23 protein-coding genes are annotated in these 26328 nt (G+C 62.6%); 2 read left to right on the top strand and 21 right to left on the bottom strand.

Annotated features, from left to right (window positions below; all coding sequences use genetic code 11):
- Positions 1 to 62 precede the first annotated feature (62 nt).
- The 20 genes from dapA to GMET_RS00965 all read right to left on the bottom strand — a co-directional run bounded on the left by dapA (position 63) and on the right by GMET_RS00965 (position 23609).
- Positions 63 to 935: a 4-hydroxy-tetrahydrodipicolinate synthase gene (dapA, locus tag GMET_RS01060; RefSeq protein ID WP_004512800.1), complete on the bottom strand. Its 873-nt coding sequence runs from the start codon at positions 933 to 935 to the stop codon at positions 63 to 65.
- 197 nt (positions 936 to 1132) lie between these two features.
- Positions 1133 to 1885: an LPS translocon maturation chaperone LptM gene (lptM, locus tag GMET_RS01055; RefSeq protein ID WP_004512799.1), complete on the bottom strand. Its 753-nt coding sequence runs from the start codon at positions 1883 to 1885 to the stop codon at positions 1133 to 1135.
- Positions 1886 to 1944: 59 nt separating this feature from the next.
- On the bottom strand, positions 1945 to 3321 hold the full coding sequence (gene argH / locus GMET_RS01050) for an argininosuccinate lyase (RefSeq protein WP_004512798.1): 1377 nt from the start codon (positions 3319 to 3321) through the stop codon (positions 1945 to 1947).
- Between the two features lie 63 nt (positions 3322 to 3384).
- Positions 3385 to 4548 (bottom strand): hypothetical protein, encoded by a 1164-nt coding sequence (locus GMET_RS01045; protein WP_004512797.1) that lies wholly within the window; start codon positions 4546 to 4548, stop codon positions 3385 to 3387.
- A 10-nt stretch (positions 4549 to 4558) separates the two neighbouring features.
- Entirely contained in the window at positions 4559 to 5002 is a 444-nt protein-coding gene (locus tag GMET_RS01040; protein WP_004512796.1) for an NUDIX domain-containing protein, read from the bottom strand.
- A 73-nt stretch (positions 5003 to 5075) separates the two neighbouring features.
- Entirely contained in the window at positions 5076 to 6296 is a 1221-nt protein-coding gene (locus GMET_RS01035) for an argininosuccinate synthase (protein ID WP_004512795.1), read from the bottom strand.
- Positions 6297 to 6328: 32 nt separating this feature from the next.
- On the bottom strand, positions 6329 to 7240 hold the full coding sequence (argF, locus tag GMET_RS01030) for an ornithine carbamoyltransferase (RefSeq protein ID WP_004512794.1): 912 nt from the start codon (positions 7238 to 7240) through the stop codon (positions 6329 to 6331).
- Positions 7237 to 8436 (bottom strand): acetylornithine transaminase, encoded by a 1200-nt coding sequence (locus tag GMET_RS01025; RefSeq protein ID WP_004512793.1) that lies wholly within the window; start codon positions 8434 to 8436, stop codon positions 7237 to 7239. Before GMET_RS01025 ends, argF begins: the two co-directional genes overlap by 4 nt.
- Positions 8437 to 8486: 50 nt before the next feature.
- Positions 8487 to 9365 (bottom strand): acetylglutamate kinase, encoded by an 879-nt coding sequence (argB, locus tag GMET_RS01020; protein WP_004512792.1) that lies wholly within the window; start codon positions 9363 to 9365, stop codon positions 8487 to 8489.
- A gap of 127 nt (positions 9366 to 9492) precedes the next feature.
- Positions 9493 to 10617 carry a hybrid sensor histidine kinase/response regulator gene (locus GMET_RS01015; protein WP_004512791.1) on the bottom strand — a complete coding sequence of 375 codons (1125 nt, stop codon included), beginning with the start codon at positions 10615 to 10617 and terminating at the stop codon, positions 9493 to 9495.
- Positions 10618 to 10650: 33 nt separating this feature from the next.
- Positions 10651 to 13281 carry an alanine--tRNA ligase gene (alaS, locus tag GMET_RS01010; protein ID WP_004512790.1) on the bottom strand — a complete coding sequence of 877 codons (2631 nt, stop codon included), beginning with the start codon at positions 13279 to 13281 and terminating at the stop codon, positions 10651 to 10653.
- A gap of 40 nt (positions 13282 to 13321) precedes the next feature.
- A complete protein-coding gene (locus GMET_RS01005; protein ID WP_004512789.1) occupies positions 13322 to 13789 on the bottom strand; it encodes a regulatory protein RecX in 468 nt (155 codons plus the stop codon).
- Complete coding sequence (locus GMET_RS01000) at positions 13790 to 14953, bottom strand: type IV pilus twitching motility protein PilT (RefSeq protein ID WP_004512788.1); 1164 nt, start codon at positions 14951 to 14953, stop codon at positions 13790 to 13792.
- 3 nt (positions 14954 to 14956) lie between these two features.
- The gene (gene recA / locus GMET_RS00995; RefSeq protein ID WP_004512787.1) at positions 14957 to 15976 is read right to left on the bottom strand and encodes a recombinase RecA; all 1020 of its coding nucleotides are present in this window, start codon (positions 15974 to 15976) and stop codon (positions 14957 to 14959) included.
- A 129-nt stretch (positions 15977 to 16105) separates the two neighbouring features.
- Positions 16106 to 18238: a sensor histidine kinase gene (locus GMET_RS00990; protein WP_011365633.1), complete on the bottom strand. Its 2133-nt coding sequence runs from the start codon at positions 18236 to 18238 to the stop codon at positions 16106 to 16108.
- A 25-nt stretch (positions 18239 to 18263) separates the two neighbouring features.
- Entirely contained in the window at positions 18264 to 19505 is a 1242-nt protein-coding gene (locus GMET_RS00985; protein ID WP_004512785.1) for a competence/damage-inducible protein A, read from the bottom strand.
- Positions 19502 to 19951, bottom strand: a complete 450-nt coding sequence (locus GMET_RS00980) for a phosphatidylglycerophosphatase A family protein (RefSeq protein ID WP_004512784.1) — start codon at positions 19949 to 19951, stop codon at positions 19502 to 19504. The genes GMET_RS00985 and GMET_RS00980 overlap by 4 nt, the downstream gene beginning before the upstream one ends.
- Positions 19948 to 21120, bottom strand: a complete 1173-nt coding sequence (gene larC / locus GMET_RS00975; protein ID WP_004512783.1) for a nickel pincer cofactor biosynthesis protein LarC — start codon at positions 21118 to 21120, stop codon at positions 19948 to 19950. The genes GMET_RS00980 and larC overlap by 4 nt, the downstream gene beginning before the upstream one ends.
- A 7-nt stretch (positions 21121 to 21127) precedes the next feature.
- On the bottom strand, positions 21128 to 21877 hold the full coding sequence (gene larB / locus GMET_RS00970; RefSeq protein ID WP_004512782.1) for a nickel pincer cofactor biosynthesis protein LarB: 750 nt from the start codon (positions 21875 to 21877) through the stop codon (positions 21128 to 21130).
- 148 nt (positions 21878 to 22025) lie between these two features.
- Positions 22026 to 23609, bottom strand: a complete 1584-nt coding sequence (locus GMET_RS00965) for a peptide chain release factor 3 (RefSeq protein WP_011365632.1) — start codon at positions 23607 to 23609, stop codon at positions 22026 to 22028.
- 152 nt (positions 23610 to 23761) lie between these two features.
- Here GMET_RS00965 and GMET_RS00960 point away from each other — a divergent pair, with 152 nt between their 5' ends.
- A complete protein-coding gene (locus tag GMET_RS00960) occupies positions 23762 to 24460 on the top strand; it encodes a PilZ domain-containing protein (RefSeq protein ID WP_004512780.1) in 699 nt (232 codons plus the stop codon).
- Positions 24461 to 24489: 29 nt separating this feature from the next.
- On the opposite strand, the gene GMET_RS00955 is transcribed toward GMET_RS00960, so the two are convergent.
- Positions 24490 to 24927, bottom strand: a complete 438-nt coding sequence (locus GMET_RS00955; protein WP_004512779.1) for a DoxX family protein — start codon at positions 24925 to 24927, stop codon at positions 24490 to 24492.
- A 226-nt stretch (positions 24928 to 25153) separates the two neighbouring features.
- On the opposite strand from GMET_RS00955, the gene hemB reads away from it, so the two are divergent.
- Entirely contained in the window at positions 25154 to 26131 is a 978-nt protein-coding gene (hemB, locus tag GMET_RS00950) for a porphobilinogen synthase (protein WP_004512778.1), read from the top strand.
- The last annotated feature ends 197 nt before the right edge of the window (positions 26132 to 26328 follow it).

Here is a 26328-nt window from a genome sequence, read left to right as displayed (position 1 = left end):
CGTCAATGCCTGGCAAACACAGCTTTCTCCGTTTCTCTGTGCCTCTGTGGCGGACTTTGAATTTAGATTAGTTCGTACTCTTTCATGATGGCCGCAAGCTTCTCTTTGTTGGCCGCACCCATGGGGCAAAGCGGGAGCCGCACCTCGTCGGAGCACTTGCCCATAAGGCCGAGGGCGGTTTTCACCGGAATCGGGTTCGACTCGATGAACATGGCATTGCCGATCTTGAGGGTTTGCAGGTGGAGCTGACGGGCCTTCTCCATGTCCCCGGCGTAAAAGGCATCTGTCAGTTCGGCCACGGTCTTGGGCATGATGTTGGCCAGCACCGAGATGACCCCCTTGGCGCCGCAGGCCATCATGGGAAAGGTGATGAAGTCGTCGCCGCAGAGAACGTCGATCTTATCGCCGCAAAGCGCCAGAATCTCAGATGCCTGCTGGAGCGAGCCGGTGGCCTCCTTGATGGCGACGATGTTTTTGTGGGGCGCCAGCCGGGCCACGGTTTCGGGGAGCATGTTGACGCCGGTGCGTCCCGGCACGTTGTAAAGGATCTGGGGTATGGCCACGGCATCGGCGATGGCGGTGTAGTGGCGAACGAGCCCCTCCTGGGTCGGCTTGTTGTAGTAAGGGGTGACGAGCAGCACGCCGTCGGCCCCGACCTCCTTGGCCTTCTGGGAAAGCTCGATGGCCTCGGCGGTGGAGTTGGAGCCGGTGCCGGCAATGACCGGAACCCGCTTGTTGACCTGCTCGATGACGGTCTTCACCACATCCATGTGCTCGTCGTAGTCCAGGGTCGAAGCCTCGCCGGTGGTGCCGCAGGGGACGATGGCGTCGGTACCGTTGGAGATCTGGAATTCGACCAGTTCCCGCAGTTTCTCAAAATCCACCTGGCCGTTATTGAACGGGGTGACGATGGCGACGATGCTTCCCTTGAACATATGAAACCTCCTATGTGGGGGCGATCTTTGTGATAGCCCGTTTTGCAAAAAATCTGTCAGTAATCCTCAGCTTGCCCAATGTATAAAAAGGTGTTTCATTGCCACACCGAAACAAAAGTGGGTATTTTTACCATGGAAGCCGTTAAAAAGTCAAAAGATTAGAAGCTTACCGGCTATGGCAGTTCCTCTCGTTCCCTTCACTCCGGTTCAGCCAGCATCCCCCTGACTTCGTTGGAAACAGCGCTTTCAACCGGCATGCCGTCGATGTCAACGACCTCCCGCACCGTGTAAACATAGGTGACACCCCGTTCCAGCCGAAGATCTTCATACTGGCGTTCTACGACCGGCGTCGGCGTAAGGAGGACCAGGGTGGAAACAGCTTCGCCGCGGCAGCGATAGACATAGGCCCCCACCGGTTTGCCGACGGTCCCGGAGGGGGGCTCCCATTGCAGCACCACACTGGTGGGTCCGGCAGCCGCAGAGAGGTGCGGAGCGGGCGGGGCGGTAACCTTTGCGCGGCGCGCCCGGTTGGAGGCGGCGCTCTCGGAGCCGTCCCTGCGGAAGGAAACCACCTTGTACTGGTAGGTCACGCCGTCTGTCAGATTGCGGTCGGCAAAGACGTAACGGTTGTTATAGAATCGCACATCCTGCGGATATTCCAGGTCCACGGTCTTCACGACGGTATAGGCCGTGGGGCACTCCTCGCAATCCTGATCGGGGGGAAGTACCGGACGGCGAAAGACCCTGAAGCCGGCCAGCTCCTTCAGCGGGCGTCCCGCCTCATCCTTGGAGGGAGCGGGCCAGGAAACATAGAACGCATCCTCCTTCTGCTCAACCGACAGGGCGCTCACCGGCGCCGGCGCGAAGCTTTCGGGGGGAACCAGCGGCCCCTTCTTGCCGCATGCCGCAAGGAGGAGCAACCCTACTATCACAAGATATCTGGCTATCATCTGTCCGTCCGTGGGGGCGGGGGATGCCCCGCCCGCTCGTTGATGGTTATCCCAAGGGATTATCTGCCCGCCTTGACCCGCGCGATCTCGGCCTTCACCCGCTCCAACGCAGTACCGCCGGTGGCGGACCGGGCATTTACCGATGCCTCGAGGGTGATGCAGCCGAAGATATCTTCCCCGATTTTATCGGAGAATCCTTGCCATTCCCCAAGAGTCAGGTCCGGCAGGTCCTTGCCGTTGGAGAGGCAGTAAGCCACGGTCTTGCCCACCACCTCATGGGCATCGCGGAACGGCATCCCCTTGCGGACAAGGTAATCGGCCACATCAGTGGCGGTGGAAAACCCCTTGGCCGCTGCGGCGCGCATATTCCCGGTGTTGATCCGCATCTCGCCAACCATGTCGGCAAATATCTTCAGGCTCCCCTTCACGGTGTCGATGGTGTCGAAGAGGGGCTCCTTGTCCTCTTGCATATCCTTGTTGTAGGCAAGGGGAAGGGCCTTCATGACCGTGAGGAGCGCCATGAGGTTGCCGTAGACCCGGCCGGTCTTGCCGCGGACCAGCTCCGGCACGTCCGGGTTCTTCTTCTGGGGCATGATGGAGGAGCCGGTGCAGAAGGAGTCGGAAAGGTCCACGAACTTAAACTCGCTGGTGGACCAGAGAATCAACTCCTCGGAGAAGCGGGAGAGGTGCATCATCAGTATCGACGAGGCAGCCATAAACTCCAGGGCGAAGTCCCGGTCCGAAACCGAGTCGAGGGAATTGCGGGTCACTTCGGGGAAGTCCAGAATCTCGGCCACATGCTCCCGGTCGATGGGGAAAGTGGTTCCCGCCAGGGCTCCGGCCCCCAGGGGAAGGACGTTCATACGCCGCAGGCAGTCCTCCATCCGCCCCTTGTCCCGGCTGAACATCTCCACATAGGCCATCATGTGGTGGGAGAAGAGAATCGGCTGGGCGGTCTGGAGGTGGGTATACCCAGGCATGATGACCCCCAAGTTCTTTTCGGCCTGGGAAATGAGGGAATCCACCAGCAGGTCGAGGTAGGCCGAAACCTCCACGATCTCGTCCCGCAGATAGAGGCGGATGTCGAGGGCCACCTGGTCGTTGCGGGAACGGCCGGTGTGGAGGCGCTTGCCGGCCTCGCCGATTTTCTCGGAGAGACGGGCCTCGATGTTCATGTGGATGTCTTCCAGGGCCACCGAGAACTTGAACTGCCCCCCCTGGATCTGGCGCAGAATCTCCTGGAGGCCGGCCGTGATCTTCTCCACATCCTCCATGGGGATAATACCCTGCTTGCCGAGCATGCGGGCGTGGGCGATGGAGCCGCGGATATCCTGGTGGTAGAGCCGCTTGTCGAAATCGATGGAAGCGGTGAACTCCTCGACGAATTTGTCGGTGGGTTCGGAAAAGCGGCCGCCCCAGAGTTTTTCGTGTGTCATGGTTATCTCCTTCAATTCAGAGCGTTTTTGCTGATATTTTCAGGAACGAGGTTTTTAATTCCCTCATCCTTCCTGCCCGATCTCGAACTCGGCCACCATCTCGTCCCCGCTCACCCGAACCCAGCCGCCGTCCGGGGACGGGCGCATGATGGTGTGCACCTTGAGGGGAACCCGCGTGGTGCGGGGGTCAAGCTCGTGGTGAAGCGGCAGGTTGAAGTAGTAGAGGCGCGTCCCCGTGCCGAACCGGAGCCGGCAGACCGGCGCGCCGCCGAAGTCGTCGGTGGAAAACTCCGAAAGCTGCACCCGCGCCAGGCGATGCCGCCGGTTGATAACAACGGACGAGCAACCGAACCCCCGGTCTTCAGGGGCATCCTCGATTCGCGTTTCGTCAGAGGTATTGCCGAAGACGGTCACCGTCTCCCGCACCCCCGGCGTATCCTCCAGGTACTCGCCGTAGAAGCCGGAAAGGACGTCCCGGTAGGCCCGGTGTTCCGGCTTCGGGTTGCACTGGACCACGAAAATGGTGTCCAGGGTCTGGCGGGTGGAGAAATAGAGCTGGTTCGCGTGGTCGATGATCTGCCGGATATTGGAGCTGTAAAGATCGCGGTAGAGATAGTCGAGGCAGATCAGGACCATGAAATTGAAGCATGAGGGGCGGCTCCGGAACAGGTAAAAGTGGCGCCCCCGGTAGAGATCGTGGAACTTGTCCAGGAACTCCTCCCCATGGAAGGGATGGCTCTTTGCCTCCAGGAAGACGCGCAGTTTCCCCGTCGCCTCCTTCACCGCCACGCAGCACCAGTTCACCGGCATTTCCAGCACGTCGCCGGAGTCAATGTCCCGGTCCACCAGCTCGATGGCCTCGGCGTTGTCCTCCCGAAACCGCTCCAGCATCTCCCGGTAGGCCTTGAGGCTCACGTGCTCCACCCCGAACATGGTCACCGAATTGGGGCGAAAGGTGCCGTCGATGATCCTGAGCATCTCGTCGAAGCGGACAACGGGGACATGGGTCTCGGGAAGCATGAGGAAGTGGAGCTTTTTCAGGTTCCCCTCCCCCCCCGCCACCAGGTCCAGGATCGACCGGACCGCTTCCCACTGGCGGTCGGGCTCCATGACAGCAAACCCCTTCTCTGCCCGGCGGATCCGGTTCGGCACCTGGGCGATCATGCAGTGGAGGTGGTGCCCCAGCGCATATTCAAGATTCACCTTTTTGTCGATGATCTGGACCATGGAGACCTCGTCACGTCTCGCAGCTGCAGAGTTCCGGGAAAATTTTCCCAAGGATGAATCTGGCCCCCTGGGGCATCTTGTAGTTTATCAATTCCCCGCGGGGAACCCAGCGGGCCTCCTCCACCTCGTCCAGATTGTGGTTGATGTCACAGTAGAGGGGGTGGCAGAGATAGTAGAGGATGATGAAGTGGTAGTTGTCCTCACCCGGCGTCACGTGCTCGAAAACGTCGACCAGGTCCTCCACCTCCACCTGAAGCCCCACCTCTTCCATAACCTCCCGCTGGAGGGCCTTGATAATCGGCTCGCCCAGATCGATCTTCCCCCCCGGCATGACCCATTCGCCCTTGAAGGGGCTCACGTTCCGCTTGGTGAGGAGCACCTGCCCGTCATCGTCCACGATGACCGCCACGACAGAGGTGACTATGTGGTCTTTCTTGAAAGTCTTCTTGGTCATGGGATAGACGAAGGGACACGGCGAACCGTGTCCCTGATGTCATGATTCAGAGATTGCGAAAAGGCGCGTTTTCCTACTTTTTCCCCTGCATGAGCGCCCTGATCCGCAGCCGCAGGGAGTTGATCTTGATGAAGCCGGTGGCGTCGGCCTGGTTGAATACCTGATCCTTCTCGAAGGTGGCGAAATCCAGGTTGAAGAGGGAGTTGGTCTCGGACTTGCGGCCTACGGTGCGGCAATGCCCCTTGTAGAGCTTCACCCGGGCCACGCCGTTCACGCACTTCTGGGAGTCGTCAATCAGGGTCTGGAGCATTTCCCGCTCCGGGGAGAACCAGTAGCCGGAATAGACCTGGCGGGCGTACTCGGGGATAAGGGAGTCGCGGATTCTCATGACTTCGCGGTCCATGGTGATCTGCTCCACCGCCGAGTGGGCCTCGCGCAGGATGGTGCCGCCGGGGGTCTCGTACACGCCCCGTGACTTCATCCCCACGGAACGGTTCTCCAGCAGGTCCACCCGGCCGATGCCGTGCTCGCCGCCGATGTAGTTCAGGTGGGCCAGAAGCTGGGCCGGGCTCATCTTCTCGCCGTCAACGGCCACGGCGTTGCCGTTCTTGAACTCGATCTCCACGAACTGGGGCTTGTTGGGGGCCTTCTCCGGCGCCTTGGTGAGCACGTACATGTTCTCGGGGGGCTCGGCCCAGGTATCCTCCAGGATACCCCCTTCGAAGGAGATGTGAAGCATGTTGCGGTCCGAGGACCAGGGACGCTTCTTGGTGACCGGGATCGGAATCCCGTTTTTCTTGGCGTAGTTCACCAGGGCCTGGCGGCTGTTGAGCTTCCACTCCCGCCACGGGACCACAACCGTGATGGCCGGGTCAAAGTGGTAGTAGGCCAGCTCGAAACGGACCTGATCGTTCCCCTTGCCGGTGGCGCCATGGGATACGGCGTCGGCTCCCTCGATCTTCGCGATCTCCATCTGGCGCTTGGCGATGAGTGGCCGGGCGATGGAGGTGCCCAGGAGGTAGTGACCCTCGTAGATGGCGTTGGCGCGGAACATGGGGAATACGAAGTCCCTGACGAACTCTTCCTTCAGATCGTCGATATAGACCTTGTCGGCGCCGGTAGCGAAGGCTTTGTCGCGGATCGGGGCAAGCTCGTCGCCCTGGCCCAGGTCGGCGGAGAAGGCTATGACCTCGCAGCCGTACTCGTTCTTGAGCCACTTGAGGATGATGGAGGTGTCGAGCCCGCCCGAGTAGGCGAGGACGATCTTTTTCACGTCTTTGTGCACTTTGGCCATGTAAGTCTCCTTTTGGATCGGAATGGGATCAGTTACTTCAACAACGAAGCCATGATGGCTTTCTGTACGTGGAGCCGGTTCTCTGCCTCGTCCCAGACGGCGGAACGGGGGCCTTCGATGACGCTGTCGGTGATCTCCTCACCCCGGTGGGCCGGGAGGCAGTGGAGAACCATGCAGTCGGGCTTAGCCAGGGCAACCAGGTCGTCGTCGAGACAGTAGCCCTTGAACGCCACCTCGCGCACCTTCTGTTCCTGCTCCTGCCCCATGCTGGCCCAGACGTCGGTGTTGACGACATCGGCGTCGCGCACGGCCTCTTTTGGATCCCGGGTGATAGTAATGGACGACGTGGCTTTCTTCTGGGCCCAGTCCCAGACAGTGCGGTCAGGCTCATACCCCTCCGGGCAGGCCAGAGCCAGGTCGAAGCCGAGGATGGCGGCGGCCTCGATCCAGGTATTGGCCATGTTGTTGCCGTCGCCGACCCAGGCGAATTTCAGCCCGTCGTATTTCCCCTTGTGCTCGATGACCGTAAAGAGATCGGCCATGATCTGGCAGGGATGGAACAGGTCGGTGAGGCCGTTTATGACCGGCACCGACGAATAGCGGGCAAACTCCTCCACAATCTCCTGGCCGTAAGTGCGGATCATGACGCCGTCACAGTAGCGGGCCATGACGCGGGCGGTGTCCCTTACGGGCTCGCCCCGCCCCATCTGGGACGTGGCCGAGGAGATGAAAAGCGGATGGGCTCCCAGCTGATGAACCCCCACCTCAAAGGAAATACGAGTCCTGGTGGACGACTTTTCGAAAATGAGGGCGACGCTTTTTCCCTCCAGTATCCGGTGGGGAATCCCCTTTTTCTGCTCTTCCTTCAGCTCCCGTGTCAGGGCGAAGAGGGCGTCGAGGGCTTCTTTGGTATACTGGTTGAGGGCAAGAAAATGCCGGGTCATTGCTTAATCTCCTCCAGAATGCCGTCAAGCACGGCGATCATTTCATTCACTTCCTGCTTGGTCACGATGAGCGGCGGCACGAACCGGAGCACCTTGTCCTGGGCCACGTTAAGGAGGACGCCACGCTCAAGCCCCTTGAGCACGATCTCGCCGGCCGGAGCGGAGAGCTCCATCCCTATCATGAGACCGATCCCCCGAACGTCGGTGATGAACGCATACTTCTCCTTGAGCCGCTCCAACTCGCCCACGAGGTATTCCCCCATTTCTTCGGCCCGGTTCAGGAGCCCCTCCTCCAGCACCGCCCGGACGGCGGCCACACCGGCGGCGGTGACCAGGGGGTTTCCCCCGAAGGTGGAACCGTGGGTGCCGGGCGAAAAGGAGGCGGCCACTTCATCTTTCGCCAGCATGGAACCGATGGGAGCGCCGCCGGCCAGGGCCTTGGCCAGGGTCATGATGTCGGGGGTCACATCAAAGTGCTCATGGGCGAAGAGCTTACCGGTCCGGCCGATCCCCACCTGCACCTCGTCGAATATGAGAAGGAGCCCGTGACGATCGCAGATTTCCCGCACCTTCCGGAAGTAGTCGGCGGAAGGGATAACCACGCCACCCTCTCCCTGGATCGGCTCCAGCATCACCGCGCAGGTTTTCGGCGTAACCGCCGCCTCCAGGGCGTCGGCATCGTCAAAGGGGACATAGGTGAATCCGTGTAGGAGCGGATCGAAGAACTTCTGCACCTTCTCCTGTCCCGTGGCGGAGATGGTGGCCATGGTCCGACCGTGGAAAGAAGCAATAGCCGTTATAATCTCATAACGCTCGACATCGCCGGTCTTTTCCCGGGCATACTTGCGGGCGAGCTTGATGGCGGCCTCGTTGGCCTCGGCGCCGCTGTTGCAGAAGAAGGCCTTGTCGGCAAAGGAGTTGCTGCAGAGCAGCTCCGCCAGCTCGATCTGGGTGGGAATATTGTAGTAGTTGGAGCAATGGATCATCTCGGCGGCCTGTTTCTGAAGCGCCGCCACCACCTTAGGGTGGCAGTGTCCCAGGTTGTTCACCGCCACACCGGCGAGAAAGTCCAGATACTCCTTCCCGTCCGCGTCCCAGACCCGGCACCCTTCGCCACGCACCGGCACCAGGGGGTACCGGCCATAGGTCTTCATGATGTATTTGTCGCCCTTTGCTATCCAATCAGCAGATTTCATTCGCATTTCCTCCAAATTTTCGTCCCGTGGCACTGTTTTCCACCCCATGCCTATCGTCGGATCTCGGTCCCGACGCCAACGTCAGTGAAAATTTCGAGGAGAACCGCGTGGAGAACCCGGCCGTCGATGATGGAGGCCTTCTTGACCCCCTCCTCGATGGCGTCGACACAGCAGGTGACCTTGGGGATCATCCCGCCGGTGATGACGCCACCGTCGATGAGTCGCGGAACGTCATCCAGGACGATGCCGGGGATCAGCTCTCCCGCCTTGTCCTTGACCCCCTCCACGTCGGTGAGAAGGATCAGTTTCTCGGCCTTGAGTGCCCCAGCCACCCGGCCCGCCACGAGATCCGCGTTCACGTTGTAGCTTTCGCCATCCTCCCCTACGCCCACCGGGGCGATGACCGGAATGAACTTGCCGTGCTCCAGGGTCTGGATCAGTTCCTGGTTCACCTTGACCACGTCCCCTACGAAGCCGATGTCCACCTTCTCCAGGGAACCGTCGCCCTGCTTCACCTCCTGGAGAAGCTTCCGACAGAGAAGGAGACTGCCGTCCTTGCCGGAGAGACCCACGGCCCGGCCGCCATGCTGGTTCAGGTACCCCACCACTTCCTTGTTGACCTGACCGGTGAGAACCATCTCCACCACCTGCATGGTGGCGGCGTCGGTGACACGCATCCCCCGCACGAATTCGGAGACGATACCGTAGCGTTTGAGGGTCTCGTTGATCTGGGGGCCTCCGCCGTGAACCACGACGGTGTTGATGCCGAGGGATTTGAGAAGGATGACGTCGAGGGCGAAGGACTTTTTCAGGGCCTCGTCGGACATGGCGTGGCCGCCGTACTTGATGACGATGGTCTTGCCGGAGAAGCGCCGGATGTAGGGGAGCGCCTCCATGAGGGTGTTGGCCTTTTCGATGAGATGCTGCACGCGGTTGAACCTCCCGTTCGTCGGAAAGTGGTGCCGGAAGGGGCTCAAGAAAGGTGCAACTATAGCAGATAGGGGGAAATAATCAATACGAAAGGCGGGTTTGCCCACCTCCGGAGTGTGAGGAAACTCAGGGCGTAATGGACGAATGGAGGGGAAGAAGGACCGTAACGCGGGTTCCCTTTTCGGGCTCGCTTTCCACGGTGATGGTGCCGCCGTGAAGCTTGACAAACTCCCGTGCGTAGAAAAGGCCGAGGCCGAAACCGCGAATCTGGCCGGCGCCCTCAAGGTCCACCTGATAGAACTTCTCGAAGATCTTCGGCAGCTCTTCCTTCGGGATCCCGATGCCTTCATCCTCCACGGTCAGGCGGCAGGCAACGTTGTCCTCACGCAGGGAGAAGGAGACAGTCCCCGTTTCGCGGGAAAACTTAAAGGCGTTGTCGATCACCTGGCCGATGGCAAAGGCGATTTTCTCCCGATCGAGGGACAGGGGGGAGAGCTGCTCCAGATCGAAGGACGCAACGACGCCCGGCTTGGCAGTCGCCTCCTTGGAAGAGGCAACCAGGGGACGAATGATTTCAGGGAGGCTGCACGGCTCCAGGTGAAGCTCTTCCCCGGCGGCCAAGAAGCGGCTGAATACCAGGAGCTCGGCGACAAGGTTCTCAAGGTATCTGGACTGGCCGCAGATGAGTTTCAGGTTCTCGCGCGAATCAGGGTCGTCCGGGTCGCAAACCCCGCTCGCCAGGTTCTGGAGAAAGAGGGAGATGGCGGTAATGGGGGTGCGAAACTTGTGCGAGATGAGGGAGAGGAAGTTGCTCTTGAGTCGATCCATGCTCTTGAGGTTGGCGAGTTCCTCCTTAAGGGCCTTCTTGTCCAGGGCCTTGTCCACCGCCGTCTTGAGCTGAAGGATGTTCAGGGGTTTGGTGATGAAGTCGTCGGCATCGGCCTTGAGGGCGTTGAGAATGATCTCCTTCTCGGCATAGCCGGTCATGACGATGACCACGATGGTGGGCTCCAGATCTTTCAGGCGGCGCAACAGCTCGATGCCGTTGATCTTCGGCATCATCACGTCGGTGAGGATGACGTCGACCCCCCCCTTCTCGAAGAGCCGCAACGCCTCCTCGCCGTCGGCCGCCTGGAGCACCCGGTACCCCTTGAGTGCCCGGGCGCAGAGGTCACGGATCACCGCCTCGTCGTCAACGACGAGGATCGTCTTGACATCCCGCTCAGCCTGGAATTTCGCCACAACGTCCATGGTGTACCACCCTCTCCCTGCCCGGCCGCCCGATCAGCCGATGAGCCCGTACACCTTACCGAGGGCCTCGGCCAGCATGTCGGGCTGGCTCCCCCCCGCCTGGGCCAGCTCCGGCTTGCCGCCGCCGCTCCCGCCGATGACCGGCGCCAGCTGCCGGATGATGTCGCCGGCCCTGATGCGGCCCGCCAGATCTTTCGTCACCGCCACGAGGAGGTTGGCCCTGCCGTCCTTCTCGCACCCAAGGGCCACAACCCCGGAACCGAGACGGTCCTTGAGGGTATCGGCCAACTCCCTCAACTTTTTCGGATCGTCCACCTCCACTTTCGTGGCCAGGACCTTCACACCGTTCACCTCCCGGACATCCGCCAAGAGATCCCCGGATTTGGCCGCATTGAGCTGACCCTGGAGCGTCTCGATCTCCCGCTGCATCTCCCGCTGGCGGGCGAGAAGTTTCTGGAGCCGGTCGATATTGTCTCCCCCCTCGGCCTTCATGAGGGCCGCGATCTGCCGCTTCTCATCCTCCAGCTCCTGGATGTGGCGCAGCGCCCCCATGCCGGTCAGGGCCTCTATGCGGCGCACCCCGGCGGCAATTCCCGCCTCGGAGAGAATCTTGAAGGAGCCGATGTCGCCGGCGGCCCGGACGTGGGTGCCGCCGCAGAGCTCGGCGCTCACCTCCCCCACCTTGACCACCCGTACCCGATCGCCGTACTTCTCGCCGAACAGGGCCGTGGCTCCGCTCTCCATGGCTTCCTCAACAGCCATCTCCCGGGCATGGACCGTATCGTTCTCCATTATGAAGGTATTGACGATCTCCTCCACCCGGCGGATTTCCTCCGGGGTCATGGCGGCAAAGTGGGTGAAGTCGAAACGGAGCCGGTCCGGCGCCACGAGGGAGCCGGCCTGCTTCACGTGTTCGCCGAGCACCCGGCGGAGCGCCGTCTGGAGGAGGTGAGTGGCGGTGTGGTTTCTGGCCGTGGCGTCGCGATCCACGGACGCAACCTTCAGGTCGCACGCCTCGCCGGTCTTGATGGTCCCCTCGACGACGGTTCCCCGGTGGACGATGAGGTCGGGATAGGGGCGGATCGTGCCGGTCACCCGCACGTGGGCCGAGCCGGTGGAGATGGTGCCGGTATCTCCGGCCTGGCCGCCGGACTCGCCGTAGAAGGGGGTCCTGTCGGTGATGATTTCCACATCTTCGCCGGCCTTCGCCTCGGCCACCTCGGAGCCACCACGGAGGATGCTGCCGATCGCTGCGTAGCTGCACTTCTCGTCATAACCCACAAAGACGCTTCTGACCCCACGGTTGTGGAGTTCCTTGTGGACGGCGGCAATCCCTTCTTCGCCGGAACCTTTCCAGTGCTCCCGGGCCTGCTCCCGCTGGCGTCCCATGCAGGCCTCGAAGCCCGGCTCGTCGATGGTGAACCCTTCGGCGCGGACGATGTCGGCCGTGAGGTCAGTGGGAAAACCGAATGTGTCGTAAAGGCGGAAGAGGGTTTCGCCGGGGATCACCGTCTTCCCCTCCCCCTTCAACTGGGCCACGGCGTCGTTCAGGATGGCGAGGCCCCGGTCGAGGGTTTCGGCGAAGCGCTCCTCCTCGGCCCGGATCACCTTTTTGATGTATTCTTCCCGCTCCAGAAGCTCCGGGTATGAGCCCCCCATCATCTCGTTCACGGCATCCACGGTCCGGTAGAGGACCGGCTCGGCAAAGCCGAGCATCTTGGCGTGGCGGGCTGCCCGGCGCATGATCCGGCGCAGCACGTAGCCCCGCCCCTCGTTGGAGGGAAGGACACCGTCGCAGATGAGGAAGGTGGTGGCCCGGGCGTGATCGGCGATGACCCGCATGGAGACGTCGTCCTTCTCATTCTCCCGGTACCGTTTTCCCGAAAGCCGCTCCACATGCCTGATGACCCCCTGGAGGAGGTCAGTGTCGTAGTTGGATTTAACCCCCTGCATGACGGTGCAGATCCGCTCAAGACCCATGCCGGTATCGACGGAGGGTTTGGGGAGCGGGGTCATGGTGCCGTCGGCGGAGCGGTTGAACTGCATGAAGACGTTGTTCCAGATCTCCATGTAGCGGTCGCAGTCACACCCGACGGTACAGTCGGGGGAGCCGCACCCTACCTCGGGACCATTGTCCCAGAAGATCTCGGAGCAGGGGCCGCAGGGGCCGGTGTCTCCCATGGACCAGAAGTTGTCCTTCTCGCCGAAGCGGAAAATCCGCTCGCGGGGAACCCCCTCCTGGTGGTGCCAGATGTCGGCGGCCTCGTCGTCATCGGTGTAGACCGTCACGTAGAGGCGGTCCTTGTCAAGCCCCAGGTCCTTGGTGAGGAACTCCCAGGCAAAGGCAATGGCCTCCTTCTTGAAGTAGTCGCCGAAGGAGAAATTGCCGAGCATCTCGAAGAAGGTATGGTGCCGGGCGGTGCGCCCCACGTTCTCCAGGTCGTTGTGCTTCCCCCCGGCCCGCACGCACTTCTGGGAACTGGTTGCCCGGGTGTACCCCCGGTCCTCCATGCCGAGGAAGCAGTCCTTGAACTGGTTCATGCCGGCATTGGCAAAAAGGAGCGTCGGGTCATTGTGGGGGATGAGGAGGGAGCTGGGGACCACGGTGTGTCCGCGGTCCTCGAAAAATTTCAGGAATCTGGCGCGTAGTTCGTTTCCGGTCATCGGTTCCTCTGTATTCTGGATTGAATTGAAAAGATAAATGTTATTCGTCGGCGGAAACCCGCAGGGCATCCAGGATGGCCGAAAGGGGATAGCCGCGACGCTGGAACCAGCCGACCACCCGCCGTTTCTCCCGTAAATCCGCCTCCCTTGGGTCGAAGGATGAGAACTTGCCGGCCAGCATCTCCCTTATGTCATCCCGCAGATCGCGCCCTTCGGTGGCCCTGGCCAGGGCCTCGGCCGCAAGCTCCCTGGGGATTCCGCGCCGGATGAGTTCCCGGCTGAGCCGCGGTCCCGCCATCCTGCCGCCGGCCATGGCCGTTTCCGCTATCCGCTCGGCCAGGCGCCGGTCGTTGAGATACCCCAACTCCCGCAGGCGGGCCACGACTGATGCAATCTCTCTTTCGTCGATCCCCTTGCGCCGCAGCTTCAGGGCCAACTCCGCCTCGCTGTGGTCACGCCGGGAGAGAATATCAAGGGCGCGGCTGAACCCGCTCCGCTCCTCCCCCATCTAAAACTTCTCGATCCCCTCGGTGGGCGTATCTCCAGCAGCCGCGGGGGGGGCTTCGTCGTGGACAAAGTTGTCCCACGTGCTGTCGGACGTGGAAGAGATGCCCGACACCTTGAGGGCGAAATCATCCGGGTTGGTGGACTGCCGGAGCGCTTCCTCGTAGGTGATGAGCTTGCCGGTGTAGAGCTGCATGAGGGACTGGTCAAATGTCTGCATCCCGTAGGTGGTGAACCCTTGGGCGATGGCCTCGGGGAGGAGCTTCGTCTTGTCCTTGTCGTCGATATATTCCTTGATGCGGGCGGTGCCGATCATGACCTCCACGGCCGGAACCCGCCCCTTGCCGTCGGCCCGGGGGACCAGCCGCTGGGATATGACCCCCTTGATGACCCCGGAGAGTTGGAGCCTGACCTGGCGCTGGTGGAAGGGAGGGAAGACGGAGATGATCCGGTTGATGGTTTCGGCGGCGTCCAGGGTATGGAGGGTGGACATGACCAGGTGCCCGGTCTCGGCGGCGTGCATGGCGGTCTCGATGGTTTCCAGGTCCCGCATCTCCCCCACGAGAACCACGTCCGGGTCCTGGCGTAGGGCTCCCTTCAGGGCAGTGGAGAAGGAAAGGGTATCGAACCCCACCTCCCGCTGGGAGAGGATGCTCTTCTTGTCCCGATGCAGGAACTCCACCGGGTCTTCGACGGTGATGATGTTGCAGGTCCGGTGCTCGTTGATGTAGTCGATCATGGCGGCCAGGGTCGTGGACTTGCCGCTTCCCGTGGTGCCGGTGACGAGGATGAGCCCACGTTCCTCCAGTGCAAGCTTCTTGATGACCGGCGGAAGGGTCAGGTTCTCAATGGAGGGGATGCCGAAGGGGATGGACCGGAAGACCATGGCCACGGTCCCCCGCTGGGAATAGATACTCACCCGGAAGCGGCCGAGTCCCGGCACCCCGTAGGCCACGTCGCACTCGTAGTGCTCCTCGAAGATCCCCTTTTGTCGCTCATTCATGATGGCAAAGGCCATGGCGCGAACCTGGTCCGGGGCAAGACGCTGTGCATTGGGAATGGGCCGCAGCCGTCCATCGATCCGGACAACCGGGGGGAGCCCCGTCTTGATGTGGATATCAGACGCTTTAGCCTTGACCGCTATGGCAAGAATATCATTGAGTTCCATGGGCTACGCCGCCTCTTCCTTCCCCCCTTTGCGGGGAATGCCGGCCGTTTCGTAAATCTTGTCCTCGATTTCGGCCACCATCTCCGGATGCTCCTTGAGGAAATTCCGGGAGTTCTCGCGTCCCTGGCCGATCCGGTCGGAGCCGTAGGAAAACCAGGCACCGCTCTTGTCGATGATCTTGCGGTCAACGGCCAGGTCCAGGAGGTCCCCCAGGCGGGATATCCCCTCGCCGTAGTAGATGTCGAACTCCACCTCCCTGAAGGGGGGAGCCACCTTGTTCTTCACCACCTTCACCTTGGTGCGGGAGCCGATCACCGCATCCCCCTGCTTGAGGGTGGCGATCTTGCGGATGTCGAGGCGGACCGAAGCGTAGAACTTGAGGGCGTTGCCGCCGGTGGTGGTCTCGGGGCTGCCGAACATGACGCCGATCTTCATCCGGATCTGGTTGATGAAGATGACGCAGCAGTTGGACTTGGAGATGATGCCGGTGAGCTTGCGCAGGGCCTGGGACATGAGGCGGGCCTGGAGCCCCACGTGGGAGTCCCCCATCTCCCCCTCGATCTCGGCCTTGGGAACGAGGGCCGCCACCGAGTCGATGACGAGGACGTCCACGGCGCCGCTCCGCACGAGCATCTCGGCGATCTCAAGGGCCTGCTCCCCCGTGTCGGGCTGGGAGACCAGGAGGTCGTCGGTCCGAACACCCAGCTTGCGGGCATAGCCGATGTCCAGGGCGTGCTCGGCATCCACGAAGGCCGCGATGCCGCCCAGCTTCTGGGCCTCGGCGGCGATGTGGAGGGCGAGGGTCGTCTTGCCCGACGACTCGGGGCCGTAGATCTCGATGACCCGTCCCCGGGGAACCCCGCCCACCCCCAGGGCGATATCCAGGGAGAGGGCGCCGGTGGGGATGGCGTCGATGTCCGGCAGGGCCTCGTCAGCACCCAGCCGCATGATGGCGCCCTTGCCGAACTGCTTCTCTATCTGGCTCAGTGCCAGCTCAATCGCCTTCTCGCGTTCCTGGGTCACGGAATTCCTCCTCTGGGGTCGTCGGCAGGGCGAAAAATCGCCACTGACCGGTATAGTTGAACAGAGATAGCACAGGTGTTTCGTCTTTTTCAACGGGTATCTTCGGGACCTGCGCCACCGCCGCGGCGGCTATCCGCCCCCCTCATCGGGAAGGTCGTCATGGGAACGGGACATGCCGGCTCCGGAGAGGGGGAGTTGGGGCTGGCAGGCACTCTCCTCCAGGGGGAGAAGCACGAAGAAGGCGCTGCCGAGACGGCCATCGGAACTTTCTCCCGGACTCTCGACCCAGACCATGCCCCCATGGGCTTCCACCATCCCCTTGACGATGGCGAGCCCCAACCCGGTCCCCTTCCCCTGGAACTTGTTCTTGCCGCTGGAGTGATGACGGATATCACCCACCTCGTAGAACTTGTCGAAGATCTTCACCTGCTCATCATGACTCACGCCGATGCCGCTGTCCCGGACCTCCACCTCCAGGTAGCACCCCCCACCCGACTGGGCAAGGAACCGGGAATTGAAGCGGTTGAGGATGTCTCCCCTCGGCGAGAGCCGATCCCTGTCCACAATCCGGGCGTCAACCATGATGGTACCGCCGTCGGGGGTGAATTTGATGGAATTTTCCAGCAGTTCGGTGAAGATATCCTTGAAGCACTCCCGGTCGCCGTTGCAGTGGGGAAGCCTCTCCAGGTCGGCGAAGGAAATCGTGAGGTCCCGTTCGGCCCGCAGGGGTTCCAGCGCCTCAAGGACCTCTTCGAAAACCTGGGAAATGTGGAGGGTCGAGCGGGTGACCGGAGTGCTGTTGGCCTCCAGCTTCGCCACCTTGAGGATATCGCTGACGATTTCGGAAAGGCGTTCTCCCCCCTGATTGATCATGTCAAGGACCCGGCGCGCATCGCTTCCAATCTGAAAGGAGGGGGACGAGAGGAGAAACTCGGTGCCGCTGATGATGCTCGTCAGGGGGGTGCGGAACTCGTGGGAAATCATGCCGAGGAAGTTGGACTTCATCCGGTCGATCCGCTCCAGTTCCTGGTTGGCCCGTTCCACGAGCATCAGGTTGGTGCGGAGCCGGTGCTGGGAGAAGGAGAGTTCGTGGCTGCTCCGTTCCAGGAGGCGGAGGGAGCCCATGAGCTCATCGCTCTTCCACTTGAGTTCATCGAAGAGGCGGGCGTTGTCGATCACGATCCCCACCTGGCCGGCGATGGAAAGCAAGAGGGCCACCTCGTCATCCCCGAAGCGACGTTCCTTCCTGCACAGGAGGTACATGACGCCGGTGACGCGGTTGCGGGCCGAAAGGGGAACCCCGACGAATCCCTTCCACCCCTGGACGGCCGGCGACGAGCCGAAACGGCACTCCGTTTCCAGGTTCGCCAGACTGAGGCTGGTGCCGGAGTCGGCGATCCGCTCCAGGGGGCCTGCCTCATCCCGCCGGGCAAGGAGGAACCGGAGTTGCTCGGGAACGTTGATTGATGCCGTTGGCCTCAGCTTCCCGTCCTGATTGCCAAGGTGTATCCCGCCGCCATTGGCGCCGAAGGCCTCGATGGTCTCGCGAAGCGTCACGTCGAGCACCGTCTCCAGCTCCGTCTCCTGGTTGGCCCGGGTAATGATGCCGACAAGGGTGGAGAGTTCCCGGTTGCGCTGGCGGACCTCCCGTTCGGCCCGGTGCTTGAAGGTGATGTCGCGAACCACGGCATGAACCACCTTCTCGTCCCCCAGGTCGATGAGACGGGCATCGACCTGACCCAGGAAGCACTCACCACCCTTGCGGCGAAACGTGATCCCGTCGGAGCGTCCCCTCCCCCGCCGGGCCACTCGGTGAACGAGGGAGATGAATTTCTCCTGGTCCTCCTCAAGGACCAGGTCCTTCCCCCGCAACGGGATCATCTCCTCCTTGTCGTAGCCGAAGAGTTCGGTTCCGCGGCGATTCACCTCCACCAGCATCCCCGTATCGGCATTGAAGACGAAGATGGCCGTACCCGCCCCCTCCATGAGACTGCGGTAACGGCGCGCGGTCTTGTCCAGTTCCCGCTGGACCTGCATCAGTTCCTTGACATGGGCCAGGGCTTCCTCGCTCTTCATGCGGCGATAGCTTACGGCCATGAATATGAAACAGAGCATGAGAAAGACGAGAACATGGGGGAGAACGCCGAAGATAGAGGCGTTATGGATGCGGTAGGCGACGAACGTGCCGACAAGCCCCAGGAAGAGCAGAACGGCGCCCCCCCAGCCGACAACGAGGCATATCCGATGGTTTGGTGAAGACATGACTACCTATCCATCCCGCCAAGGACTAATGTGATAAAAGCCGCCTTCTCAGCCAATCCATGGCCGTAACCGCGGTGATCGTCCTGATCCTGTCGCGGTCTCCCCTGAAATGGTACCCCTTGGCAGAGCAACCTGCCTGGTCCGCCAAGGCGATGAACACCGTCCCCACTGGCTTGTCCGGGCTCCCCCCCTCCGGCCCGGCGATGCCGGTAACGGCCAGGGCCAGATCGCTCCCGGCCAGTTGCCGCGCCCCCCGGGCCATGGCCTTGGCCACCTCGGCGCTCACGGCCCCGGTCTCGGCCAGAAGCCCCTGGGGAACGCCAAGCAGACGCGCCTTGGCGTCGTTGGCATAGGTGACCGCGCTGAGGAAAAAATAGGCGGAACTGCCGGGAATCGCCGTGACCCGTCCGGCGATGAGGCCGCCGGTACACGACTCGGCCAGGGCCAGGGTCATCCCCGTTTCCCGGAAGAGGCGGGCCACTGTTGTGTCGATGGTTTCCCCGTCCCCGGCGACCACGTGCCCCCCGAGACGTTCCCGCACCAGGGCCGCACCGTCCTCCAGAAGCGCCGTCAGCGCCCCCTCGTCCTCCCCTGTGGCCCGGAGCTTCACCTGAACCACCGGATACTCCACGCAGTAGGCGACCGTAAGCCCCGGCCGTGAGCGGTCCAAGTCCGAGAGGCGGGCGCCGATCTCCGCCTCGGAGAGGCCGAAGACCGTAAGGGTCAAAGTTCGGGTGCGCCGGTGCTCCCCGCGCCGCTCCAGAACCAGGGGAACAACCGTCTCATCCAGCATCACGGCCATCTCGGAGGGGACCCCGGGGAGGAACATGAGGAGACATCTGTCGAGGGGGAGATAAAAACCGCTGGCAGTGCCGGTGGGATTCGGGATGAGTTCCGCCTTGGCCGGCAGAAGGCACTGGCGGCCGTTGGCCGGGTGCATCTCCCGCCCCAGCCGGACGAAAAACTCCCTGAGGTGCCCCATGGCCTCCTCGTTCAGGACGAGGCGCCTTCCCGTGGCCCGGGCAGCGGCCCGGGCGGTCACGTCGTCATCGGTGGGGCCGAGGCCTCCCGTGGCGATGACCACGTCGTGACCACGGGCAAGCTCCTCCAGGGCCCCGGCGATTTCCCCCTCGTCATCCCCCACGGTCAGTTTCCGGGCCGTGACGATCCCCTCGTCGGCCAGCCGTGCTGCGATTCGAGCCGAGTTGGTATCCACAACCTCACCAAGGAGGAGTTCGTCGCCGATGGAGAGAAGCGCCGTTTTCACAGAAACCTCAGGATCACGTGGAGCACCACGCAGGCGTAGATGCCGGCCACCACGTCATCGAGGACCACGCCGTAACCGTTTTTCACCTGCCGGTCGAAGTAGCGGGCCGGCGGCACCTTGACGATGTCGAAGAACCGGAAGAGGAGAAAGCCGATCACGATGCTCCGCCAGTGGACCGGCGCCCCGGCCATGGTTATGAGGAAGCCGATCACCTCGTCAATGACGATCTTTCCCGAGTCCTTCTCGCCGAACTCCCGTTCCGCCGCCCCTGAGACCCATGAAGCGAGGAAGAAGAAGGGGACGAGAGTCAGGAGGTAGAGCCAGAGGGGAAGCCGCGCCAGGACCAGGTAGAGGGGGATGGCCCCCAGGGTCCCCACGGTCCCCGAAGCCACGGGGAAAAACCCGGTACCGAACCAGCTTGCCGCGCAGACGACGAAGCCCCTCATGGCTCCCCCGCCTCCCGCTCCACGATCCGGTAGACCTCCAGAAGCGACATTTCCCGCTCGGCGGCGATCCGGCGGCACGCATCGTATTCGGGGGTTACCCGCACCACCCGCCCGCCGTCGCGGATCACCTTCACCGTCACCGGGCCGAGGGAAGTGGGGCGCTCCTCCTTCTCGCGGGAGAGTTTGAGCCGGGAAGCGGGGTAGAACCGGACCCCGATGGCCGAGGTCTCCCGCAGCACGAGAGCGGCGAGTTCGTCGCGCTGCCCGGGGCGGGCGATGACGGTGAGCTTCACCGCCGGGCGGTTCTTCTTCATCTGCAGGGGCGAGAAGGCCGCGTCGAGGGCGCCGGCCTCCATGAGCCGTTCCAGGACGTGGCCGAGGATCTCCGGGTTCATGTCGTCGATGTGGGTCTCGATGATGCAGACCTCGTCCCGCAAAAGCCCCCCTTCCGCCTCGCCCATAAAGAGCCGCATGACGTTGGGGATATCGTCGAAATCCTTCGTCCCCGCCCCGCAGCCGACGCCGGTGACGGTCATGGCCGGGGCCCGGCCGAAGCCGGTGGCCAGGGCGGCCAGGATGGCGGCGCCGGTTGGGGTCACCCGCTCCCCGCTCCCCGCCTCGCCGTGGATCGGGAGTCCCCGCAGAAGCTCCGCCGTGGCCGGGGCCGGCACCGGGAGCCGGCCGTGGGCCGTTTCCACGAAGCCGCTTCCCAGGGGGAGAGGAGCGGCATGGACGGCGTCGATGCCGAGCCACTCCAGGGCAGCGGCCGTCCCGACAATATCGACGATGGAGTCCACGGCTCCCACCTCGTGGAAGTGGACCCGCCCGATCTCGACGCCGTGGACCTTTGCCTCGGCCTCGGCGAGGCGGAAGAAGATCCGCTGGGCCTTCTCCTTCACCCCTTCGGCAAGCGTACTCTCCTCGATCATGGCGGCGATGTCGGCGTAGTGGCGGTGGGGCTGGTGCTCCTCCACGTGCACCACGAACCGGGCGGCGGCGATCCCCTTGCGGCTCGTCCGCTCCACGGCCAGGGAGTAGCTGGAATGGGGAAGGGGGAGCTGTTTCACCGCCCCCTCCACCACCTCGAAGGGGACCCCCAGGTCCAGGAGGGCCGCCACAGTCATGTCGCCGGCAATGCCGGCAAAGCAGTCGCAATAGAGTATCTTCAAGAAAACCTCATTCCCTGTTGATCTTGCTGGCCGCCACGGCGGCGCCGAAACCGTTATCGATGTTCACCACCGTGACGCCGGCGGCGCAGGAGTTGAGCATCCCGAGGAGGGCGGCGATCCCCCCGAAGGCTGCCCCGTACCCCACCGAGGTGGGAACGGCGATGACCGGCCGGTCCACGAGGCCCCCCACCACCGAGGGAAGGGCCCCCTCCATTCCGGCCACCACGATGAGGACGCTGGCGGCCGTGAGCGCCTCCCGTCGGGCCAGGAGCCGGTGGATTCCCGCCACCCCCACGTCGTAGAGGTGCTCGGTGTCGTTCCCCAGCATCCGGAGGGTGACCAGGGCCTCGGCCGCCACCGGCAGGTCGGAGGTACCGGCCGAGACGACGAGGACCGTCCCCCGCCCCCGCCGTTCCGCCGGCTTCTGCTCCAGGGTGAGGCAGCGGGCGTCGGCGTGCCAGACCGCGGGGGGAAAGGCTTCCTTCACCGCCAGAGCCTTGGCCTCGTCGAGACGGGTCACGAGGATGTTGTTCCCCCTGGCTGCCAGGGAGGCCATGATCCGCTCGATCTGGCCGGCGCTCTTGCCGGCGCCGAAGATCACCTCCGGGAACCCCTGGCGCAGGCTCCGGTGATGGTCCACCATGGCATCTCCAATGTCCTCGAAGGGGAGGTGGCGCAGGCGCTCAAGGGCCTCGTCCTCGCCGATGGCGCCGCTCTTGAATTCGTTCAGGAGAATTTTGAGTTCGTTCGGGTCCATAGCATCCAGCCGGGTATCAGTACATTCTAACAAAAATATCATCCATTGCAGGGGTTGAAAATGCGTGCTGCCGGGAAAGGGGCCAGTGGGTTTGGCGTGATGAAGACAAAAGGGGGGAAACCCAGTGTCTCCCCCCTTTCTTAACGGCTCAGCTATGCTCCCGCGTGGCGTGGAACTGGAGATCCTTCCAGTTGTCCATGGTGTTGTCGAGGCGCCACTGGGAACTGGCCAGGTAGGCCAGGTTCCCCTCACCGTCGATGTAGCAGCTCATGACCTCTTTCTTCTGGAACTCCTCCAGCTTCTTCTTCTCGCCGGTCACCCACCGGGCCGTGGCGTAGGCGGCGGGCTCGTAGGTGGCCTTCACGTTGTACTCGTGCTCCAACCGGTGCATGACCACGTCGAACTGGAGGATACCCACGGCCCCGACGATCCAGTCGGCCCCCATCAGCGGCCGAAAGACCTGGGTGGTCCCCTCCTCGGCCAACTGCGTGAGCCCCTTCTCCAGGGCCTTGGATTTGAGCGGGTCCAGGAGCCGCACCTTGCGGAAGTGCTCCGGGGCGAAGTTGGGGATGCCGGTGAACTTCAGCTCCTCACCCATGGTGAAGGTGTCGCCGATCTTGATGGTGCCGTGGTTATGGATGCCGATGATGTCGCCGGGGAACGCCTCGTCCACGTGGGTCCGGTCCTGGGCCATGAAGATGGTGGCGTTGTTGATGGCCACCTCGCGGCCGAGCCGCACGTGGCGCACCTTCATCCCCCGGGTGAACTTGCCGGAGCAGATGCGGAAGAAGGCGATCCGGTCCCGGTGGGCCGGGTCCATGTTCGCCTGGATCTTGAAGGCGAAGGCGGCAAAGGGCTCCTCGTAGGGAGAGACGGTACGGGTGACTGCCTCCCGGGGAAGCGGCGCCGGGGCGTTCTCCACGAAGGTGTCGAGGAGTTGCTGCACCCCGAAGGTGTTGATGGCGCTCCCGAAGAAGACCGGGGTCTGGAGGCCGGCGAGATACGCCTCCTCCTCGAAGGGGTGGGCCGCCCCCTCCAGAAGCTCGATGTCACCGCGAAGCTCCGCGGCCTGGGAGCCGAGAATCTCGTCGAGGCGGGGATCGTCGAGGCCGGAGAGCGACACGATGCTCCCGGTCCCCCGCTCCGCCTCGGCGTCGAAGATGATGAGCTCCTTGGTGTAGAGGTGGTAGGTCCCCCGGAACCGCTTCCCCATGCCGATGGGCCAGGTCATGGGCGCGCACTGGATCTTCAGGACCTTCTCAATCTCGTCGATGAGCTCGAAGGGATCGCGCCCTTCACGGTCCAGCTTGTTGACGAAGGTCATGATGGGGGTGTGGCGGAGGCGGCAGACATCGAGGAGCTTGATGGTCTGGCTCTCGACCCCCTTGACCGCGTCGATGACCATGAGGGCCGAGTCCACGGCGGTGAGGACCCGGTAGGTGTCCTCGGAAAAATCGTTGTGGCCCGGGGTGTCCAGGAGGTTCACCTCGTAGTTCCGGTAGGTGAACTTCATGACCGACGAGGTGACCGAGATCCCCCGCTGCTTCTCCATCTCCATCCAGTCGGAGGTGGCATGGCGGGCCGCCTTGCGGGCGCGAACCTCGCCGGCCTGCTGGATGGCGCCGCCGAACAGCAGCAGCTTCTCGGTGATGGTGGTCTTGCCGGCGTCCGGGTGGCTGATGATGGCGAAGGTTCGCCGGCGGTCGATTTCCTGCTCGTTGTGCTTCGTCAAAGTCTGCTCTCCGTCATGGTGAAAAGTGCTGAAATTTCTGGACAAACGAAAGGCGAAGAGGATATCTTCGCCAGAATTGACTATACACGAAATCGCCGCGCCGTGACAACCAAAAGAACGCCTTGCCACTACCCCATCTCAAGGACGGATCCATGGACGATTACTACCAGCTTGTGCCAGACGCCGATGCCCGGGAGGACAACCGGCAGATACTCGAAACCCTCGCCGCCATCCGGAAGGGGACCGTCTCCAACGATCTGCGGCTCCTCAACTACTACCAGTCGATCCCGGTCAACTTCGGCGCCACGGTGGAATCCATCGACGGCGACACCGTGGAGCTTGCGGTCCACCAGCAACAGGCGGTGGTCATGCACCTGGAAAAGCAGACCTTCCTCAAGAGCAGCCACTTCCCGAAGGATGTTCTGGCCGCCGTCAGTTACGTGAACATCGACAAGTGCGTGGCCATGGTGACCAAGTTCGCCTATGCGGTGGTGCGGGCCGAGCGGCGCCAGTTCGTGCGGGTGGAGGTGAAAGACCCGATCGAGGCGACGTTCAGCGCATCCGGCGTGAAGGTGACCGGCACCCTCAACGACATCTCCATCGGCGGCATCGCCATCGCCGTCTCTGTCCCCAATCCACCCGAAAACGCCCTGGAAGGGTCGGTGCGGGTCGGGCTCCCCGGCGGACCCTTCGAAATCCCAGCCAAACTCCTGAGAGTCATTCCCGCAAACGAGAAACACCTTGCCATCTGCGAGATCAGGCCCGATGCCCGGGCCGAAAAGGGGATTTCCCAATACATCTTCCAGCGGCAAGTGGAGATAATACGAGAGTTGAAAGACTCGATCTTTTAGGGTGGCTTGCGTCCGGATGCGGCGTCACACTACCGTCTGAAAAGATAGCGGTCCACCGACCACGCCCCCCCGCCGATCAGGACCAGGGACAGGGCCATGCCGAGGAGCGCCAGGTTGTACTCGATGCCGTCCCCCCGGGGGCCGTTGAGGAAGAACCCGTTCACCCAGCTGACCTTGTAGATGGCCACCGCCATGGTGGCGGCGATGCTGAACCCCGACAGCCGGGTGAGGAAACCGCAGAGAACCCCGATGCCGCCGCCGAACTCGGCGATGATTGCCAGGAGTGTCAGAATCGGCGGAATGCCGAGCTTCTGCTCGAAGGTGGCAAAGGTGGCGGTGAGGCCGTGACCGCCGAAGAGCCCCAGAAGCTTCTGGGAACCATGGGCGATGAAAATGGCCCCGAGGGGTATCCGGATCATGAGGAGCGCCAGGGAATCGGCCGTGGCGCCCATGGTGGACCTAGCCATGGAAACCTCCTGCTGCTGACGTGCCGACGCCAATATTATCCGCTGCCGGCCGCTGCTATTCTTGCCACAGAATGCCGCCTGTCCGCAACGGTAAAACGTGCTCCGGCAATCGCGCTTCTGAAGCTTACCGCCAAAAATGTTTGAGCCATGCCCCCCACTTGGAGTACTATCAATTAGTTGATGTTCCAGCAGATATCCCTATCAAACCACAAGGAGACATGACACCATGTTTTTTCCCACGTTCCGCGCCCGCAGAATCAGGGGCAAAGAGGTCTTCCGCCGGATGGTCAGCGAGACCACCCTTTCCGCCACCGACCTGATCTACCCGATGTTTTCCGCCTTCGGCACGGGGATCAGAAAAGAGATCTCCTCCATGCCGGGGATCTACCAGCAGTCCATCGAGCACATCGTCGCCGAGGCCCAGGAGGTGTACGAACTGGGGGTTCCCGCAGTGATCCTCTTCGGCATCCCCGAAACCAAGGACGCCGTGGGGAGCGACGCCTACGACGAGCACGGCATCATCCAGGAAACGATCCGGGCCATCAAGAAGCAGGTGCCGGGGCTGGCGGTCATCACCGACGTCTGCATGTGCGAGTACACCGACCACGGTCACTGCGGCATCATTAAAGATGGCGACGTGGACAACGACGAGACCCTGGAGCTCCTGGCCAAGGAAGCCCTCTCCCACGCAGAGGCAGGCGCCGACATGGTGGCGCCGTCGGACATGATGGACGGCCGGGTCATGGCCATCCGCGAAATCCTCGACAACCACGGCTACAAGCACATCCCCATCATGAGCTACGCCGTGAAATACGCCTCGGGCTACTACGGCCCGTTCCGGGAGGCCGCCGAGTCGACGCCGCAATTCGGCGACCGCCGCTCCTACCAGATGGACCCGGGGAACCGCCGGGAGGCCGTCCGCGAGGCCCGCATGGACGTGGAGGAAGGGGCCGACATCATCATGGTGAAGCCGGGGCTCCCCTACCTCGACATCGTCCGAGACCTGCGAGAAGAGTTCGACCTCCCCGTGGCGGTCTACAACGTCTCCGGCGAGTACAGCATGATCAAGGCCGCCGGCCGGGCCGGCTGGATCGACGAGGAGCGGGTCATGATGGAGACGCTGCTCTCCTTCAAGCGGGCCGGCGCCGACCTCATCCTCACCTACCACGCCAAGGAGGCGGCACGGGTGCTGAAGAGAGGTTAGCCTGATTCCGTGATAAACTTGAAAGGCCTGCCGGTTGGCGGGCCTTTTTTCATGTCCATCTTTGAATAACACGGAGAGACGGAGCGCACAGAGAAAACCAAGAGACTGATTTATTTTGCCCCAAAAACCGGAAAGCAACATTCAATCAGGTTGTCCATGAAGGACCGCCAGCCGATTTACTCCGTGTTCTCCGTCTC

The sequence above is a fragment of the Geobacter metallireducens GS-15 genome (assembly GCF_000012925.1).
Lineage (GTDB): Bacteria > Desulfobacterota > Desulfuromonadia > Geobacterales > Geobacteraceae > Geobacter > Geobacter metallireducens.
This window is presented reverse-complemented; position numbering and strand designations above follow the sequence as displayed.

What these genes read in the sequence shown, in the direction of transcription:
- dapA (WP_004512800.1), bottom strand. Translation starts at nt 935, where the DNA reads ATGTTCAAGGGAAGCATCGTCGCCATCGTCACCCCGTTCAATAACGGC.
- lptM (WP_004512799.1), bottom strand. Translation starts at nt 1,885, where the DNA reads ATGATAGCCAGATATCTTGTGATAGTAGGGTTGCTCCTCCTTGCGGCA.
- argH (WP_004512798.1), bottom strand. Translation starts at nt 3,321, where the DNA reads ATGACACACGAAAAACTCTGGGGCGGCCGCTTTTCCGAACCCACCGAC.
- GMET_RS01045 (WP_004512797.1), bottom strand. Translation starts at nt 4,548, where the DNA reads ATGGTCCAGATCATCGACAAAAAGGTGAATCTTGAATATGCGCTGGGG.
- GMET_RS01040 (WP_004512796.1), bottom strand. Translation starts at nt 5,002, where the DNA reads ATGACCAAGAAGACTTTCAAGAAAGACCACATAGTCACCTCTGTCGTG.
- GMET_RS01035 (WP_004512795.1), bottom strand. Translation starts at nt 6,296, where the DNA reads ATGGCCAAAGTGCACAAAGACGTGAAAAAGATCGTCCTCGCCTACTCG.
- argF (WP_004512794.1), bottom strand. Translation starts at nt 7,240, where the DNA reads ATGACCCGGCATTTTCTTGCCCTCAACCAGTATACCAAAGAAGCCCTC.
- GMET_RS01025 (WP_004512793.1), bottom strand. Translation starts at nt 8,436, where the DNA reads ATGAAATCTGCTGATTGGATAGCAAAGGGCGACAAATACATCATGAAG.
- GMET_RS01015 (WP_004512791.1), bottom strand. Translation starts at nt 10,617, where the DNA reads ATGGACGTTGTGGCGAAATTCCAGGCTGAGCGGGATGTCAAGACGATC.
- alaS (WP_004512790.1), bottom strand. Translation starts at nt 13,281, where the DNA reads ATGACCGGAAACGAACTACGCGCCAGATTCCTGAAATTTTTCGAGGAC.
- GMET_RS01005 (WP_004512789.1), bottom strand. Translation starts at nt 13,789, where the DNA reads ATGGGGGAGGAGCGGAGCGGGTTCAGCCGCGCCCTTGATATTCTCTCC.
- GMET_RS01000 (WP_004512788.1), bottom strand. Translation starts at nt 14,953, where the DNA reads ATGGAACTCAATGATATTCTTGCCATAGCGGTCAAGGCTAAAGCGTCT.
- GMET_RS00990 (WP_011365633.1), bottom strand. Translation starts at nt 18,238, where the DNA reads ATGTCTTCACCAAACCATCGGATATGCCTCGTTGTCGGCTGGGGGGGC.
- GMET_RS00980 (WP_004512784.1), bottom strand. Translation starts at nt 19,951, where the DNA reads ATGAGGGGCTTCGTCGTCTGCGCGGCAAGCTGGTTCGGTACCGGGTTT.
- larB (WP_004512782.1), bottom strand. Translation starts at nt 21,877, where the DNA reads ATGGACCCGAACGAACTCAAAATTCTCCTGAACGAATTCAAGAGCGGC.
- GMET_RS00960 (WP_004512780.1), top strand. Translation starts at nt 23,762, where the DNA reads ATGGACGATTACTACCAGCTTGTGCCAGACGCCGATGCCCGGGAGGAC.
- GMET_RS00955 (WP_004512779.1), bottom strand. Translation starts at nt 24,927, where the DNA reads ATGGCTAGGTCCACCATGGGCGCCACGGCCGATTCCCTGGCGCTCCTC.
- hemB (WP_004512778.1), top strand. Translation starts at nt 25,154, where the DNA reads ATGTTTTTTCCCACGTTCCGCGCCCGCAGAATCAGGGGCAAAGAGGTC.